Below are 15,087 nucleotides of genomic sequence, written 5' to 3'. Positions count from 1 at the left end.
TTGCGGCGGGCCGCTCAGCGGGTCACGGGGAGCGCCGCCAGGGCGGCCACGCCGAGCGTGAGGGGGCCGAAGAACGCCAGCAGGGCCGCCGCACGGAGGGCCGCGGCCGTGCGCAGCATCGTGGCCGGAGCGCCGAGGCGGAGCAGGGCGGCGGTCGTGCCGGCCCGGGCCTGGCGGGTCTCCACGGCCGCGGTGAGGAGGGTGGCGACCGTGCAGGCGGCGACGAACAGGGTGCCGAAGGTGGTCAGCGGGCCGAACGCCGGTACCGAGCCGGCGTACGGGGTGGTCCTGGCCAGGCCGGCGGACGCGACCGCGCAGACGACCCCCAGGGGGCGGCCGATGCGGGTGGCCTCCGCCATGAGGACCCGGCCGGCGAGGAGGCGGAGGGCGCCGGGGCGGGCGGACTGCAGGAGTCGGCCGCACAGGTGGGTGAGGCCGGGGGCGGTGAGGACGAGGCCGGTGGTGGTGAGGAGCCAGCCGGTGAGTACCGCGAGGGCCGACCGGTCGGCGTACGCCTGGGCCGTCAGACCGGTGGCGAGGAGGGCGATGCCCCAGGGGAAGCCGACGGGGGCTTCCCTGGGAGGCCCGGGGGCGACGTCGGCCGAGTCGGTGGCCGGTGCCTGGGGCTCGGGGTGGGTCGCGCTGCCCGGCGCCGGCGGGGTGCCGCCCTGCTCGGGGTCGGCAGCCGCCCCCGTGGCGCGGTTGCCCGCGGGATACGGGTGGGCCTGTGCGCCGTGGCCGGCCGGCCCGGTCGCGCGGTCGCGCGTGGGGTGCGGTGGGGGCTGTGCGTCGTGGTCGGCCGGCCCGGTGGCACGAGTGGCCGCCGGATACGGACGGGCCTGTGTGCCGCCGTCGGCCGTCCCGGCGGTGCGGTCGCCCGCGGGCCGGGCTCCGGGGCGCTCGCCGTCGGTTCCGCTCTGTCGGCCGAACCGGGCGCCGAACCGCGCGTACGTGCCGAACGTCTCCCGGGCCAGCGAGCCGTACGCCCCGAAGCGGCCGTACCTGTGGGGAGCCGGGGCGGCGGGCCGGGGGTCCTTCGGGCGCAGGGCCAGGGCCACCGTCGCCGAGGCCACGGCGGGGGGCAGGGCCAGGAGGGTCAGGGCGGCCGGGGCGGGGAGGGGCTGGTCCGCGGCCAGGACGTCCGCCGCGGCGCCGTCGAAGGGCATGCCCGTCGGGTCGCCGCGCAGATGGAGGAAGACCAGCAGCGCCAGCAGCGAGCCCAGGGCGCAGGACAGGGCCGTCGTCAGCGCGGAGACGGCCATCAGGCGTGCCGGGCCGAGGCCCACGGCGGACAGGCCGGGGCGTGGCCGGGTGCCGGGGTCGGTGCGGGCGACGGCGAGCGCCAGGTAGACCGCCGCGGCGAGCGGCACCGTGCACCAGGCTAGGCGCAGCGTGGCGGCGTCCGCGGACTCGGGGTGGTCCAGGGCGTAGCCGAGGCAGGACAGGAGCAGGAAGCCGGTGCCCGCCGAGGCCGCGACCACCAGCAGGCGGCGCAGCTGGACGGCGGGGCGACCCGTACGGGTCAGACGGAGAGCGACCACGCGGCGCGGCCTTCCGTCTCGGGTGCCTCCGGCAGGTGTACGGTGCGCACGCTCCGGCCGTCCAGCAGGCCCACGGCCCGGTCGGCGAGGGCGGCGGTCTCGGGGTCGTGCGTGGCGAGGACCACGGTGATGCCGTGCGAGCGCGCGGCCGTGATGAGAGTGCGCAGGACCTGGATGCGGTCGGCGCGGTGCAGCGGCGCCGTCGGCTCGTCGGCGAAGAGGATCATGGGTGCGGCGGCCAGCGCCCGGGCGATGGACACCCGCTGGCGTTCGGCCTGCTGGAGTGCGTGCGGGCGGTTGCGGGCCTTCTCACCGACGTCGAGCCGTTCCAGCCACTCCAGCGCGGCCACCTTGGCCCTGCGGCGGCCGGCACCGCGCAGCATCAGCGGCAGCGCGACGTTCTCCCAGGCGTTCAGCTCGGGTACCAGGACGGGTGCGGAGTCGATCCAGCCGAAGCGGTCCCGGCGCAGCCGCTCCCGGCGCATCGGGCCGAGGGTGTGCAGGGGCGTGCTGTTGAACCACACCTCGCCGTGCCGCACCGGCAGCAGGCCCGACAGACAGCGCAGGAGGGTCGTCTTGCCGCTGCCCCGCGGTCCGGCTACGGCGACGATCTCGCCCTCGCGCACGGCGAGCGCGACCCCGGCGAGCCCGGGCGACCCGTCCGGGTACCTGAAGTGCAGCGAGCGTGCCCAGAGCACGTCGTTGTCCGGCGGGGCCTCCATGTGCGTACACCTCGGTTCTGATCCGTTTTTCCCTGCCTGGTCCCTCGTGCGGGGGAACGAAGGCTGGGCCGATCGGTCACTGGAACGCTAGGCAGGTCCCCTGCGGCAGCCCGGACAGCACACGGCCCCGGGCCTCCGTTCCCACTCGAACGGAGGCACCGGGGCCGGTGTCGATCAGCCGGTCGGATGATCGGACCTTCCAGGGGGAGGTGCAGACCTCCCGGGAAGGCTCAGAGCTTCGTCCACGCCTCCGTGAGGGTGGCGCGCAGTATCTGCTCGATCTCGTCGAAGGTCTCCTGGTTGGAGATCAGCGGCGGGGCGAGCTGGACGACCGGGTCGCCGCGGTCGTCGGCACGGCAGTACAGGCCGTTGTCGAAGAGGGCCTTGGAGAGGAAGCCGTACAGGACCCGCTCGGTCTCCTCCTCGTTGAAGGACTCCTTGGTGTGCTTGTCCTTCACCAGCTCGATGCCGTAGAAGAAGCCGTTGCCGCGGACGTCGCCGACGATCGGCAGGTCGTGCAGCTTCTGCAGGGTCTGCAGGAAGGCGCCCTCGTTGTCCAGCACGTGCTGGTTGAGGTTCTCGCGCTCGAACAGGTCGAGGTTGGCGAGACCCACGGCCGCGGAGACCGGGTGGCCGCCGAAGGTGTAGCCGTGCAGGAAGGTGTTGTCGCCCTTGTAGAACGGCTCGGCGAGCCGGTCGGAGATGATGCAGGCGCCGATCGGGGAGTAGCCCGAGGTCATGCCCTTGGCGCAGGTGATCATGTCCGGGACGTAGCCGAACTTGTCACAGGCGAACATCGTGCCCAGGCGGCCGAAGGCGCAGATGACCTCGTCCGACACGAGCAGGACGTCGTACTGGTCGCAGATCTCGCGCACGCGCTGGAAGTAGCCGGGGGGCGGCGGGAAGCAGCCGCCGGCGTTCTGCACCGGCTCCAGGAAGACCGCGGCGACGGTGTCCGGGCCCTCGAAGAGGATCTGCTGCTCGATCTGGTCGGCGGCCCAGCGGCCGAAGGCCTCCGGGTCGTCGCCGAAGATCGGGGCGCGGTAGATGTTGGTGTTCGGCACCTTGTGCGCGCCCGGGACGAGCGGCTCGAACGGCGCCTTCAGACCGGGCAGACCCGTGATGGACAGGGCGCCCTGCGGGGTGCCGTGGTAGGCGACCGCACGCGAGATGACCTTGTACTTGGTCGGCTTGCCCTGCAGCTTGAAGTACTGCTTGGCGAGCTTCCAGGCGGTCTCGACGGCCTCGCCGCCACCCGTGGTGAAGAAGACCTTGTTCAGGTCGCCCGGGGCGTGGTCGGCCAGACGCTCGGCCAGCTCGACGGCCTTGGGGTGGGCATAGGACCACACCGGGAAGAAGGCGAGCTCCTGGGCCTGCTTGAAGGCGGTCTCGGCGAGTTCCGTGCGGCCGTGACCGGCCTGGACCACGAACAGACCCGCGAGACCGTCGAGGTAGCGCTTGCCCTTGTCGTCGTAGATGTAGGTGCCCTCACCCCGGACGATGGTCGGGACGGGGGAGTTCTCGTACGAGGACATGCGGGTGAAGTGCATCCACAGGTGGTCGTACGCGGTGCGGCTGAGGTCCTTGCTGCTCACGGTTATCGGGTCCTCACGGTTATCGGGTTCCCCACATGTAGGTCTGCTTCTTCAGCTTCAGGTAGACGAAGCTTTCGGTGGAGCGCACTCCGGGCAGGGACCGGATGCGTTTGTTGATGACGTCCAGCAGGTGGTCGTCGTCCTCGCAGACGATCTCGGCGAGGATGTCGAACGAGCCCGCGGTCATCACCACGTACTCGACTTCCGACATGCCGGTCAGCGCGTCCGCGATCGACTCGACATCGCCCTCGACGTTGATCCCGACCATCGCCTGCCGGCGGAAGCCCACGGTGAGCGGGTCCGTGACGGCGACGATCTGCATCACGCCCTGGTCCAGCAGCTTCTGCACGCGCTGGCGCACGGCCGCCTCGGACAGGCCGACGGCCTTGCCGATCGCGGCGTACGGCCGGCGGCCGTCCTCCTGGAGCTGCTGGATGATGGCGAGGGAGACGGCGTCCAGCTGGGGGCTGTTGCCGTTCCTGGACTCGCGGGAGGAGTCCCTCTGGTCTGCGCTTCGACTGGCCACGACCTCACTGTGCACGACGTCTCGACAGTTTCGCAAGGCCCGATCGATGAAATTCGTTGTTTAAGAGTCCATGTCTTGCGGATTTCGCAGAAGTGTGGGCGGCGGGGGTGTTGAAAACGTGGGCCCGGCGGCTAGGGTGGGTGTCTCAGTAAGTGGACGCAAAGAACCTGATCAGGAGGCCGGCAGTGAGCACCGAGCTGCGTCGTCTGCGCAACTACATCGACGGTGAGTTCCGGGACGCCGCCGACGGACGGACCACCGAGGTGGTCAACCCCGCGACGGGCGAGGCGTACGCGACCGCGCCGCTGTCCGGCGAGGCGGACGTGGACGCCGCCATGGAGGCCGCCGCCCGCGCCTTCCCGGCCTGGCGCGACACGACCCCCGCCGAGCGGCAGAAGGCGCTCCTGAAGATCGCCGACGCGTTCGAGGAGCGCGCCGAGGAGCTGATCGCGGCCGAGGTGGAGAACACGGGCAAGCCGACCGGGCTCACCCGCTCCGAGGAGATCCCGCCGATGGTCGACCAGATCCGCTTCTTCGCGGGCGCGGCGCGACTGCTGGAGGGCCGCTCGGCCGGCGAGTACATGGAGGGGATGACCTCGATCATCCGCCGCGAGCCGGTCGGCGTCTGCGCCCAGGTCGCCCCCTGGAACTACCCGATGATGATGGCCGTGTGGAAGTTCGCCCCGGCCATCGCCGCGGGCAACACGGTCGTCCTCAAGCCGTCGGACACCACCCCGGCCTCCACGGTCCTGATCGCCGACATCATCGGTTCGATCCTGCCCAAGGGTGTCTTCAACGTCATCTGCGGCGACCGTGACACCGGCCGCCTGATGGTCGAGCACGGCACCCCGGCCATGGCCTCCATCACCGGCTCGGTCCGCGCCGGCATGTCGGTGGCCGAGTCGGCCTCGAAGGACCTCAAGCGGGTCCACCTGGAGCTGGGCGGCAAGGCCCCGGTCGTCGTCTTCGAGGACACCGACATCGCCAAGGCCGTCGAGGACATCTCCGTCGCGGGCTTCTTCAACGCCGGCCAGGACTGTACGGCCGCGACCCGCGTCCTCGTCCAGGAGTCGATCCACGACGAGTTCGTGGCCGCGCTCGCCAAGGCGGCGTCCGAGACCAAGACCGGCCAGCCGGACGACGAGGACGTGCTCTTCGGCCCGCTGAACAACCCGAACCAGCTCAAGCAGGTCGCCGGCTTCATCGAGCGCCTGCCCGCGCACGCCAAGGTCGAGGCGGGCGGCCAGCAGGTCGGCGACAAGGGCTACTTCTACGCCCCGACCGTCGTCTCCGGCCTGAAGCAGGACGACGAGATCATCCAGAACGAGGTCTTCGGCCCGGTCATCACCGTCCAGTCCTTCGCCGACGAGGACCAGGCCGTTCAGTGGGCCAACGGCGTCGAGTACGCCCTCGCCTCCTCGGTGTGGACCAAGGACCACGCCCGCGCGATGCGGATGTCCAAGAAGCTCGACTTCGGCTGCGTGTGGATCAACACCCACATCCCGCTGGTCGCCGAGATGCCCCACGGCGGCTTCAAGAAGTCCGGCTACGGCAAGGACCTGTCGGCGTACGGCTTCGAGGACTACACGCGGATCAAGCACGTGATGACGTCCCTGGACGCATAGGCACGGCGCGCGACAGCACGGCGCACGACAGCGCGGCCCCGGACGGGTTCACCTCACCGTCCGGGGCCGCGCCGTCTCATTCCGCCGCGCCTTCCCCCGCGCCTCCCTGGACGACGAACTCCAGTTCCCCGCCGGTCAGTTCCAGCCGTGCCGCCTGCTCCCAGTCCGCCGTCTGCTCCGGGCGCCGCGCTCCCGCGATCGCCCCCGTGACGCCCCTGCGGGCCAGCACCCAGGCGATCGCCACCGCTCCCACCGTCGTCCCGTGCGCCTGGGCGACCTTCCGCAGCCGGTCCACCGTACGGAGGTGGGTGTCCAGGTGCGTGGTGAAGTCCGGGTGGGTGCGGCGCCAGTCGGACGGGTCCAGCGAGGCGAGCCGCTCCCGGGTGAAGGTGCCGCCCAGCAGGCCCGAGTGGAGCGGCTGGTAGGGGATCACACCGACGCCGTGGTCGGCGGCCCAGTCGATCTCCGGTTCGGCGGAGCGGTTGAGGAGGGACAGCGGGGGCTGGACGGCGTCGACCGGAGCGATGCGGTGCGCCGCCGCGAGCTGCTCGGGCGTGTGGTTGGACAACCCGATCGCCCGCACCTTGCCCTCCGCCTTCAGGTCGGCCATCACCTGCCAGTACTCCTCCAGCGGGGTGGTCCGCGCGTCCTCGGGGGGCTCGGTGCCGTCCCAGTTCAGGGACGCGCCGGTGTCCGGCCAGTGCACCTGGTACAGGTCGATCGCCTCGACACCGAGCCGGCGCAGCGAGTCCTCGACCTCGCGCCGTACGCTGTCGGGCCGCATGATCCGCAGGGGCGCCGCAGCCGGGTTCTCCGGGTCCCAGACCAGCCCCACCTTCGTGAACACATACGGGCGGTCGGCCCGCGGCAGCTCGGCCAGCGCCTTGCCGACCACCTCCTCGGAGTGGCCGAGCCCGTACACGGCCGCCGTGTCGATCCAGTTGACGCCCAGCTCGACCGCCCGGTGCACGGTCTCGATCGACCGCCGGTCGTCCTGCGCGCCCCACGTGAAGCGCCAACCGTCGCCGCCGAACGTCCAGCCGCCGAGCCCGATCACGGAGATGTCGAGGCCGGAGGTGCCGAGGGGGCGGAGGGGGAGAGTCATCGTCGTACGTCCTTGTCGCACTCGTCGTTGGCTGACGTCCATGACTCTGCGCCCCCGGTACCCCCCCTCAACAGGCACGTTTTATAGGGGGGAAAGACTTGACCACCCTGGTTCGGCGCGCGTCCCGGATACTCGGGGCATGACGACACCCGGCGAACGGCGCTCCGAACTCAGCCAGTTCCTCAGGTCCCGGCGGGCCCGGCTCACCCCGGCCGACGTGGGGCTGACGGCGTACGGGACCCGGCGCGTGCCCGGGCTGCGGCGCGAGGAACTGGCGCAGCTGGCCGGGGTGAGCGTCGAGTACTACGTGCGCCTGGAGCAGGGACGCAACCCGCATGTGTCGGACGGCGTGCTGGAGGCCGTCGGCCGGGCGCTGCGCCTGGACCCGGCCGAGCGCGCGCACCTGCGCAACCTGGCCCGCCCCGACCGCGCGCTGCCGGACACGGCACCGGCCACCGAGACCGTACGGCCCTCCCTGCGCCGGCTGATCGACTCCCAGCCCGGACCCGCGTACGTCTGCGGTCACCTCACCCAGGTGCTCGCCTGGAACCCGCTCGCCGCCGCCGTCTTCGGCGACTTCGGTGAACTGCCCCGTGAGCGGCGGACGTTCGCGCACCTGGTCTTCTTCGACGCCCGTTACCTCGAGCTGTTCGCGGACAGCTGGCGGTCGAAGGCCGAGTCGACCGTGGCCTTTCTGCGGATGAGCGTGGGCCGGTACCCCGACGATCCGGCGCTGGCCTCGCTCATCGGCACGCTCGCCATGAGGAGCGAGGAGTTCGCCGCGCTGTGGGCCAGGCAGGACGTGGCGGACAAGGGCCCCGGCCGCTACACCCTGCACCACCCGCTGGTCGGCCCGCTCACCCTGGACTTCGAGGTGCTGCACACCAACGAACCCGGCCAGGTCCTGGTCAGCTATCTTCCAGCGCCGGACACCGGAGCGGGCGAGGCGCTGGGGCTGGTCGGCAGCTGGGGACCGGACGGTGCGTGAACAGCACTGATCGACAAGGTGTCGGACAGGCCGGGCCTTGCTCGACGCAGCGTCGATTGCCCGCCCACCGCGTGGGACGGCATCCTTCCGAGGTGCCCCAGACTTCCCCCCGTACGACCGTGCCGTCCCGCCGTTCCCTCCTGCGCGCCCTCGGCGGCACCGCCGCGCTCGGTGCCCTCGCCGGCTGCGGGGTGCCCGCCGCCTATGTCGCGCCCGGCGACCGGGCCGTCGCCGACGAGTCCGCGGCCGACAAGAAGCTGACCTGGGCGAACTGGCCGCTGTACATCGACACCGACGACGACAACCCGAACCGGCGGCCCACGCTGGAGGCGTTCGGGAAGCGCACCGGGATCCGGGTGGACTACGTCGAGGAGATCAACGACAACGACGAGTTCTTCGGCAAGATCAGTCCCGCGCTGATGAACCACCAGTCCACCGGCCGCGACCTGATCGTCATCAGCGACTGGATGTGCGCCCGGTTCGTCCGGCTGGGCTGGGTCCAGGAGATGAACCGCGCCCGTCAGCCGAACGTGGCCAAGTACCTTGACCCGCTCCTGCGTTCACCCGCCTTCGACAAGGGACGCCGGTTCACGGTGCCGTGGCAGTCGGGCATCACCGGTATCGCCTACAACCACAGGAAGCTGGGCCGCGAGATCCGGCACGTCAAGGACCTCTGGGCGAGCGATCTGAAGGGCCGGGTGACGCTCCTGTCCGGCCTGGACGAGTCCTTCGCGCTGCTGATGCAGGGCAACGGCGTGGACATCACCGCGTGGACGGCGGACGACTTCCACCGCGTCTGCGACCAGGTGGAACGGGAGGTCCACCGCGGCCAGATACGCCGCTTCACCGGCAACGACTACACCAAGGACCTGGTCAGTGGGGATGTGCTGGCCTGCCAGGCGTACTCCGGCGACGTCATCCAGCTCCAGGCGGACAACCCCGACATCCGCTTCGTCGTACCCGAGGAGGGTGCCGAGCTGTGGTCGGACTCCCTGATGATCCCCAACCGGGCCCGCCACAAGGCCAACGCGGAACGCCTGGTCGACTACTACTACGACCCTGCCGTCGCCGCGAAGCTGGCCACCTGGGTCAACTACGTCTGCCCGGTCCCGGCCGCCAAGGAGATCCTGGCGGCATCGAAGGACGAGGACACCGCCGCCCTCGCCGACAACCCCCTGATCTTCCCCGACTCCGGCATGCGGTCCCGCCTCGCCGTCGCCCGCGACATCACCTCCACGGAACGGCTGGAGTTCGCGAAGCGGTGGAACACGATCGTGGGTCTCTAGGCCGCGCCCGAGGACCGGGACCGGTCCGCCGAAGTCGTGACCACGGGCGGGGAAAAGGGTTGAAGGGGTGATCATCGGGCTGCTAGTTTTCCGTCGACCGTGACACCGCCCGAGGAGGTGAGACCCATGAACGCTGTATCGACGTGGGTGCTCCCCCTTCCCGTCACGGCCGGCGGCTGACGTAGGTGTCGCCGGGAGAGCGCCTCGACCACAAGGTTCTCCCGAAAGGCAACACCCCATGCACTCTCTGAAGTTCACCGCCGAGTCGTCGGCGAACGGTGTCGTCGAGCGCGACTTCACCGTGGGCGACGTCCCCGGAGTTCTCTGGTCGCCGGCTTCCGGCGCCGATCACGCGCCCCTGGTCCTGATGGGCCACGGCGGCGGCAACCACAAGAAACACCCGGCGATGGCCGGCCGGGCCCGCCTCCTGGTGACCGGCTGCGGCTTCCACGTCGCCGTCATCGACGCGCCCGGCCACGGCGACCGGCCGCGCACCGCGCACGACGAGGAAGAAATCGCCGACCTGTTCCGGGCGAGGGCGGCGGGCGAGCCGGAAGGCCCGATCGTCGTCCGCTACAACGCCCACCTGGCAGAGCTCGCCGTGCCCGAGTACCAGGCGACCCTGGACGCCCTCCAGGAACTCCCGGAGATCGGCGCCGACGGGCCGGTCGGCTACTGGGGCATCAACATGGGCACCGCGATCGGCATACCGTTCGTGGCGATCGAACCCAGGATCACGGCCGCGGTCTTCGGTCAGCACTGGCCCGACGTCCTGGCCGAGAAGGCGAAGCAGATCACCATCCCGGTCGAGTTCGACCTGCAGTGGGACGACGAGCACATCCCGCGCGAGGCCGGCCTCGCACTGTTCGACGCCTTCGCCTCGAAGGAGAAGACGCTGCACGCCAACTCGGGGAGGCACAAGGAACTTCCCCGGTTCGAGGCCGACAGCGCGGTCCGGTTCTTCGCCCGCCACCTCGGCCGGGCAACCACCTGACCCGCCTGACGTGCGTCGCGGCGGTCAAGGGGCCTGGCGGCGCCAGGTCGAGGGGCTCATGCCCCGGGCGCGCTTGAACGCCACACTGAAAGCGAAGGGATCGTCGTATCCCACCTCGTGGGCCACGGCAGCGACGGTCGCCTCGGTGTTGCGGAGCAGGTCCGCCCCCAAGGTCATCCGCCAGCCGGTGAGGTAGGTGATCGGGGGTTCACCGACCAGTGCGGTGAAGCGGGCGGCGAACGAGGCGCGGGACATGCCGGCCCGGGCGGCCAGCCCGGCGACCGTCCAGCGACGGCCGGGATCCTCATGCAGCAGGCGCAGGGCCTGGCCGATCGCGGGATCGGCCAGCGCCCGGTACCAGGCGGGCGCTCCCGCCGGTCCGGCGCACCAGGTACGCAACGCCAGCACGAGCACGAGGTCCAGCGCCCGGTCGAGGACGGTGTCCTGCCCCGGTTCGTCGCGGGAGACCTCGGCGGCGAGGAGATCGAGTGCCGCCCGGGTCGCGGGCCCGGAGGGCACGACCGCCACCGGTGGGAGCATGCCCAGCAGGCGGTCGCCCACGTCGCCGCGGAGTTCGTAGGCGCCCCGGAGCATGATCGTGGCCCCGGGCAGACCGTCGCCGTAGGTACGCGGGCCCAGGCTCCGGACCGTGTCCGGCGCGTGGTGGTGACCGTCCACGACGTGTTTGTTCCCCCCGTCGATCACGACCTGAGGCGGGGTGCGGGGGGCGTCGGCGATCGTGTGGCGGCCGGGGCCGGTGACCAGGGCGATGTCACCCGCACCGAGGTGTACGGGCGCGGCGCCCGCCTCGTCGAACCGGACGCAGGCGTGGCCGGCGAGCGTGGTCACGACCGTGAGCGGTGGGGTGCCGGCGAAGGTCAGCGCCCACGGAGGACGCCGGACCAGCTGCCGGACCGACGCGTTCCTGGCACGGGCCCGGTGCAGCAGATCGCTCAGGACATCCACAGCGCCACGTTAGACGATCACCAAGGTGGTTTCGACGTTCTCCCATGGAACGTCCACGGGCCCTTGGAGTTGTCTGGGCGGCATGAAGAACATCCTCGTCCTCGGCGGCACCGGCAAGACCGGCAGCCGCATCGTCCGGCACCTGAAGGCCGCCGGACGGCCCGTCCGCACGGCGTCCCGCACCAGCGGTGACGTCCCCTTCGACCTGGACGACCCGACGACCTGGGGGCCCGCGCTCGACGGGGTCACCGCCGCCTACCTCGTGGAGCCCGACCTGCGGATGAGCACGGACCACCAGGCGCGCCTCCCCCGGTTCGTGACCGAGGCGGTGACCGCGGGCGTGCGGCGGCTGGTGCTGCTGTCCGCCCCGCGCGCCGGTGAGAAGGACCACCCCCTGTACGCCGCCGAGCAGGCCGTGCGCGGCTCCGGCGTCGACTGGGCCGTCCTGCGCCCGAACTGGTTCTCGCAGAACTTCAGCGAGGGACCCTGGCTGCCCGGGATCCTCGCCGGAACCCTGGCTCTGCCCACGGGTGACGGGCGTACGCCCTTCATCGACGCCCAGGACATCGCCGAGGTCGCCGCATCCGCGCTGACGGAGGACCGTCACAGCGGCCGGACCTACGAGCTGACCGGTCCACGGGCGATCGGCTTCGGTGAAGCCACGCACCTCATCGCCAAGGCGACCGGGCGTACGGTCCGACACGTCGACGTCGATCCGGACACCTTCGTCCAGCGCCAGGTCGCGGCCGGCGCCTCACCCGACGTCGCGCGGCTTCTCGCCGGCATCCTGGCGGCCGTCGGCCGGGGTTCGGGTGCCGCGCTCAGCGACGGTGTGGAGCGGGCCCTCGGCCGACCGCCCCGCTCCTTCGAGGACTTCGTGACCGAGGCCGCCGCCGCGGGCCACTGGACCTGACCCTCCGTTACCGGCCACACCCACGTCGAGACGCCCACGCCGGGCCGAGGCCGCGGAGGCCGGCCCGGCCGGTCCGTTCGCCCGGTACGGCCGATTGACGCATGGTTGTCCGGCTCCCCTTGCTCCTACGATGGAAGCCACCGTCGGGGGAGGGTGGACGTGACGCGCAGTACGCCGCAGGGTGCCGGGCGCCGGCTGGAGGACGGGATCGCGTGGGCGGTCCGGAACGCGGACGGGATCGTCGCCATCGGCGTCGCCCTGGTCGTCGGACTCATGGACGTCCTGAACCAGAACATGGACAGCAACATCGTCTCGGGCGCCACCCTGCTGGTGCTCGCGGCGCTGGTGTACGGCGGGCTCACCGAGCGCCGTCGGCGGCTGGCCGACATCCGGGCCGCGACCGCCGGGACCGGCCGGGCCATCGAGGACCTGGCGATGGTGCGCACGCTGTCCGGCGCCGAGGTCGCCCTCGCGCACGAGCGGGCCCGGCGCGCCACCACCCGCTGGGTCTTCAAGGGCGGCACCGGCACCTATCTGCGCGCCGTCACGCTGCCCGAGTGCGTGCTGGAGGCACAGCGTCAGCGGCGCTCGCTCAGCATGAAGATCGACATCATCAATCCCGCCGACGACCAGGTGTGCACCGCGTATGCCCGTTTCCGGAGCACCTTCGGCGGCGGCTTCGGGGAGTGGACCGTCGAGCGCACCCGCAAGGAGGCGTACGCCACCGTCGTCGCCGCCAGTTGGCACCGGCAGCGGCTGGACACCCTGGAGATCGACGTCCACCTCTCCTCGGTGGCACCGGCCCTGCGCTTCGACCTCTCGGACACCTGCCTGATCATCACCCAGGACGACCCGAGCCGGGTCAGCCTGTCCGTGGAACGGGACCGGCCGCTCTACGACTACTACGTCACCGAGCTGCACCAGAGCCGCGAACAGGCGGTCAAGCTCGATCTGCGCGAGGCCGTCCCGCTCGCGGACGAGCCGACCGTCGACGAGGTCAGACGCCTGCTCGACCGGCTCGGCCTGCCACTTCCGTCGAGCTTCACCGATCGTGACGTCGGCGACATCATCGACAAGGCGCTGCGCGCGGAGAACCCGTACCGCAGGTGAGCGTCGTGTTCCGGCCAAGGGGGGAAGGAACATGGACTACCCGGCCCTGGAACGGGCCGCCCGGCGGTATGCCGCCGCCGAGCTGACACGGCACGCCGTGGCGGAACTGGACCGGATCGCCTCGGGCCGCCGCGACCTGCGCGCGGTGCGCCACCCGCTGGGGTTCGTCTGCTTCCCCGTGCTGCGCGACGGCGGCGACGGCGTCTGCGTCCACGTCTTCCGCACACCGGAGGCGGTGCCCGACCGGACCGCCCCCCAAGTGCACTGCCACAGCTGGGACCTGACCAGCACCGTGCTGTACGGCCGGCTCGGCAACCGGCGCGTGCACATCGAGGAGGACCCCGGCGCGGCCACCCACCGGGTCTTCGAGGTGTTCAGCGATCCCTCGGGCGTCGACGAACTGCGGCCCACCGAGCGGCTGGTGCGCTGTCGCCCCGGCGCCGAACACACCAGCACGCCCGGCCAGACCTACGCCCTTTCGGCGGGTGAATTCCACACCACCGTGGTGCCGGACGACCGTCCCACCGCCACCCTGGTGCTGGGGCGGACCCTGCCCGGCCGGGTGGACCTCTCGCTGGGCCCGCTGTCCGCGCCGGGGCACCGCATGGTCCGCAGCACGTGCGACGCGACCCAGACCGCCCGGATCGCTCGGGCCGCCCTCAGGAGGATCCATGAGCCCGAACCCTGACCCCGGCTACCGCACCGAGCACCGCACGGCCGTGACCGCCGCCGAGGAGGCCGGGGCGTTGCTGCGGTCCCGTTTCCCCGACGGCTTCGCCGCCGCCCGCCCCAAGGGCCGACTCGGCGACGTCGTCACGGACTTGGACGTGGCCGCCGAGCGGCTCGTGGTCGGCCGGATCCGCGCCCGCTTCCCGCACGACCGCATCCTGGCCGAGGAGTCGGGCGAACTCGCCGGCGACGGCGGCGGCCGCACCTGGCTCGTCGATCCCCTCGACGGCAGCAACAACGTGGTCATCGGGCTGGCGGTCTACGTCGTCGGCATCGCGCTGTGCGTGGACGACCACCCCGTCGTGGGGGTCGTCCACGATCCGATGACCGGCCGTACCTGGTCCGCCCTGCGGGGTGGCGGGGCGCGGGGTCCACAGGGGCGGCTCGCCGTGGCCGCGCGGCACCGCCCGCACCCGGCCGCCGGGCCCCTGCTGGCCTGGACCCAGGGCCACGGCGTCTCCCGCGACGACCCCGTGGCCTGCGCCCTGCGGCACACCCTCGAACTCCGCTCCCGGCGCCTGCTCCAGCTCTGGGCACCCCTGGTGGCCTGGGCGATGCTGGCACGCGGCGACATCGACGGCTTCGTCGGCTACCGCGCGGAGGCGATCGACCTGCCCGCCGGTGCGCTGCTCGCCCGCGAGGCAGGCATCACCCTGCGCCACCTCGACGGCGGGGAGTTCTCCGGCGGCTTCGGCGGTCCCGACACCGGGCGCTCGTTCGTCGCGGGGCGCCCGGAGCTGCTGCCGGACCTCCTCGACCTCGTCGGCTCCGGCTCTGCCGGCACCGAGCACATTCACCCGGCGAAAGCCGCCCCGACAGGTCCGGCGACGACGCGTCCTTCGGCGGCCGGTACGTCATCGCCGGCCCCCGGGTCCGGTCACCGTCCTCGATGACCTCGACCCGCCCGACCTCCGCGCGCTCCTGCCGGCCCCGCCGCCGGGGCACGGGGAAGGGCCCGCACCGGTCGTTGCCGGGCGGGCCCTCGGG

14 protein-coding genes are annotated in these 15,087 nt (G+C 72.0%); 8 read left to right on the top strand and 6 right to left on the bottom strand.

From position 1 onward, the window contains the following. Positions 1 to 14: 14 nt before the first annotated feature. From ACWC94_RS15155 to ACWC94_RS15140, 4 genes are all read right to left on the bottom strand, one after another. Positions 15 to 1,541, bottom strand: coding sequence for a hypothetical protein (locus ACWC94_RS15155; RefSeq protein ID WP_450796995.1), 1,527 nt, complete (start codon positions 1,539 to 1,541; stop codon positions 15 to 17). After that, positions 1,523 to 2,263 (bottom strand): ABC transporter ATP-binding protein, encoded by a 741-nt coding sequence (locus tag ACWC94_RS15150; protein WP_450796994.1) that lies wholly within the window; start codon positions 2,261 to 2,263, stop codon positions 1,523 to 1,525. The genes ACWC94_RS15155 and ACWC94_RS15150 overlap by 19 nt, the downstream gene beginning before the upstream one ends. Before the next feature lie 230 nt (positions 2,264 to 2,493). After that, positions 2,494 to 3,858 carry an aspartate aminotransferase family protein gene (locus ACWC94_RS15145; protein ID WP_450796993.1) on the bottom strand — a complete coding sequence of 455 codons (1,365 nt, stop codon included), beginning with the start codon at positions 3,856 to 3,858 and terminating at the stop codon, positions 2,494 to 2,496. A gap of 19 nt (positions 3,859 to 3,877) precedes the next feature. Then, positions 3,878 to 4,399, bottom strand: coding sequence for an Lrp/AsnC family transcriptional regulator (locus ACWC94_RS15140; RefSeq protein WP_450796992.1), 522 nt, complete (start codon positions 4,397 to 4,399; stop codon positions 3,878 to 3,880). A gap of 170 nt (positions 4,400 to 4,569) precedes the next feature. On the opposite strand from ACWC94_RS15140, the gene ACWC94_RS15135 reads away from it, so the two are divergent. Beyond that, entirely contained in the window at positions 4,570 to 6,009 is a 1,440-nt protein-coding gene (locus ACWC94_RS15135) for a gamma-aminobutyraldehyde dehydrogenase (protein ID WP_450796991.1), read from the top strand. Between the two features lie 76 nt (positions 6,010 to 6,085). Here ACWC94_RS15135 and ACWC94_RS15130 read toward each other — a convergent pair whose 3' ends face one another. Then, a complete protein-coding gene (locus tag ACWC94_RS15130) occupies positions 6,086 to 7,114 on the bottom strand; it encodes an aldo/keto reductase (RefSeq protein WP_450796990.1) in 1,029 nt (342 codons plus the stop codon). 139 nt (positions 7,115 to 7,253) lie between these two features. On the opposite strand from ACWC94_RS15130, the gene ACWC94_RS15125 reads away from it, so the two are divergent. From ACWC94_RS15125 to ACWC94_RS15115, 3 genes are all read left to right on the top strand, one after another. Beyond that, positions 7,254 to 8,102 carry a helix-turn-helix transcriptional regulator gene (locus ACWC94_RS15125; RefSeq protein WP_450796988.1) on the top strand — a complete coding sequence of 283 codons (849 nt, stop codon included), beginning with the start codon at positions 7,254 to 7,256 and terminating at the stop codon, positions 8,100 to 8,102. Positions 8,103 to 8,194: 92 nt separating this feature from the next. Beyond that, positions 8,195 to 9,388 carry an ABC transporter substrate-binding protein gene (locus ACWC94_RS15120; RefSeq protein WP_450796987.1) on the top strand — a complete coding sequence of 398 codons (1,194 nt, stop codon included), beginning with the start codon at positions 8,195 to 8,197 and terminating at the stop codon, positions 9,386 to 9,388. A gap of 238 nt (positions 9,389 to 9,626) precedes the next feature. After that, positions 9,627 to 10,382 carry an alpha/beta hydrolase gene (locus ACWC94_RS15115; RefSeq protein WP_450796986.1) on the top strand — a complete coding sequence of 252 codons (756 nt, stop codon included), beginning with the start codon at positions 9,627 to 9,629 and terminating at the stop codon, positions 10,380 to 10,382. A gap of 24 nt (positions 10,383 to 10,406) precedes the next feature. On the opposite strand, the gene ACWC94_RS15110 is transcribed toward ACWC94_RS15115, so the two are convergent. Then, positions 10,407 to 11,348 carry an AraC family transcriptional regulator gene (locus tag ACWC94_RS15110; RefSeq protein WP_450796985.1) on the bottom strand — a complete coding sequence of 314 codons (942 nt, stop codon included), beginning with the start codon at positions 11,346 to 11,348 and terminating at the stop codon, positions 10,407 to 10,409. A gap of 82 nt (positions 11,349 to 11,430) precedes the next feature. Between ACWC94_RS15110 and ACWC94_RS15105 the strand changes: the two genes are divergently transcribed. The 4 genes from ACWC94_RS15105 (at position 11,431) to ACWC94_RS15090 (ending at position 14,993) form a co-directional block, all read left to right on the top strand. Next, on the top strand, positions 11,431 to 12,261 hold the full coding sequence (locus tag ACWC94_RS15105) for an SDR family oxidoreductase (protein ID WP_450796984.1): 831 nt from the start codon (positions 11,431 to 11,433) through the stop codon (positions 12,259 to 12,261). A 159-nt stretch (positions 12,262 to 12,420) separates the two neighbouring features. Continuing rightward, a complete protein-coding gene (locus ACWC94_RS15100; protein WP_450796982.1) occupies positions 12,421 to 13,371 on the top strand; it encodes a hypothetical protein in 951 nt (316 codons plus the stop codon). Positions 13,372 to 13,402: 31 nt separating this feature from the next. Then, a complete protein-coding gene (locus ACWC94_RS15095) occupies positions 13,403 to 14,059 on the top strand; it encodes a hypothetical protein (protein ID WP_450796981.1) in 657 nt (218 codons plus the stop codon). Beyond that, positions 14,043 to 14,993: an inositol monophosphatase family protein gene (locus tag ACWC94_RS15090; protein WP_450796980.1), complete on the top strand. Its 951-nt coding sequence runs from the start codon at positions 14,043 to 14,045 to the stop codon at positions 14,991 to 14,993. The genes ACWC94_RS15095 and ACWC94_RS15090 overlap by 17 nt, the downstream gene beginning before the upstream one ends. Positions 14,994 to 15,087 lie beyond the last annotated feature (94 nt).

Source organism: Streptomyces sp. NPDC001135 (genome assembly GCF_053598395.1).
This window is presented reverse-complemented; position numbering and strand designations above follow the sequence as displayed.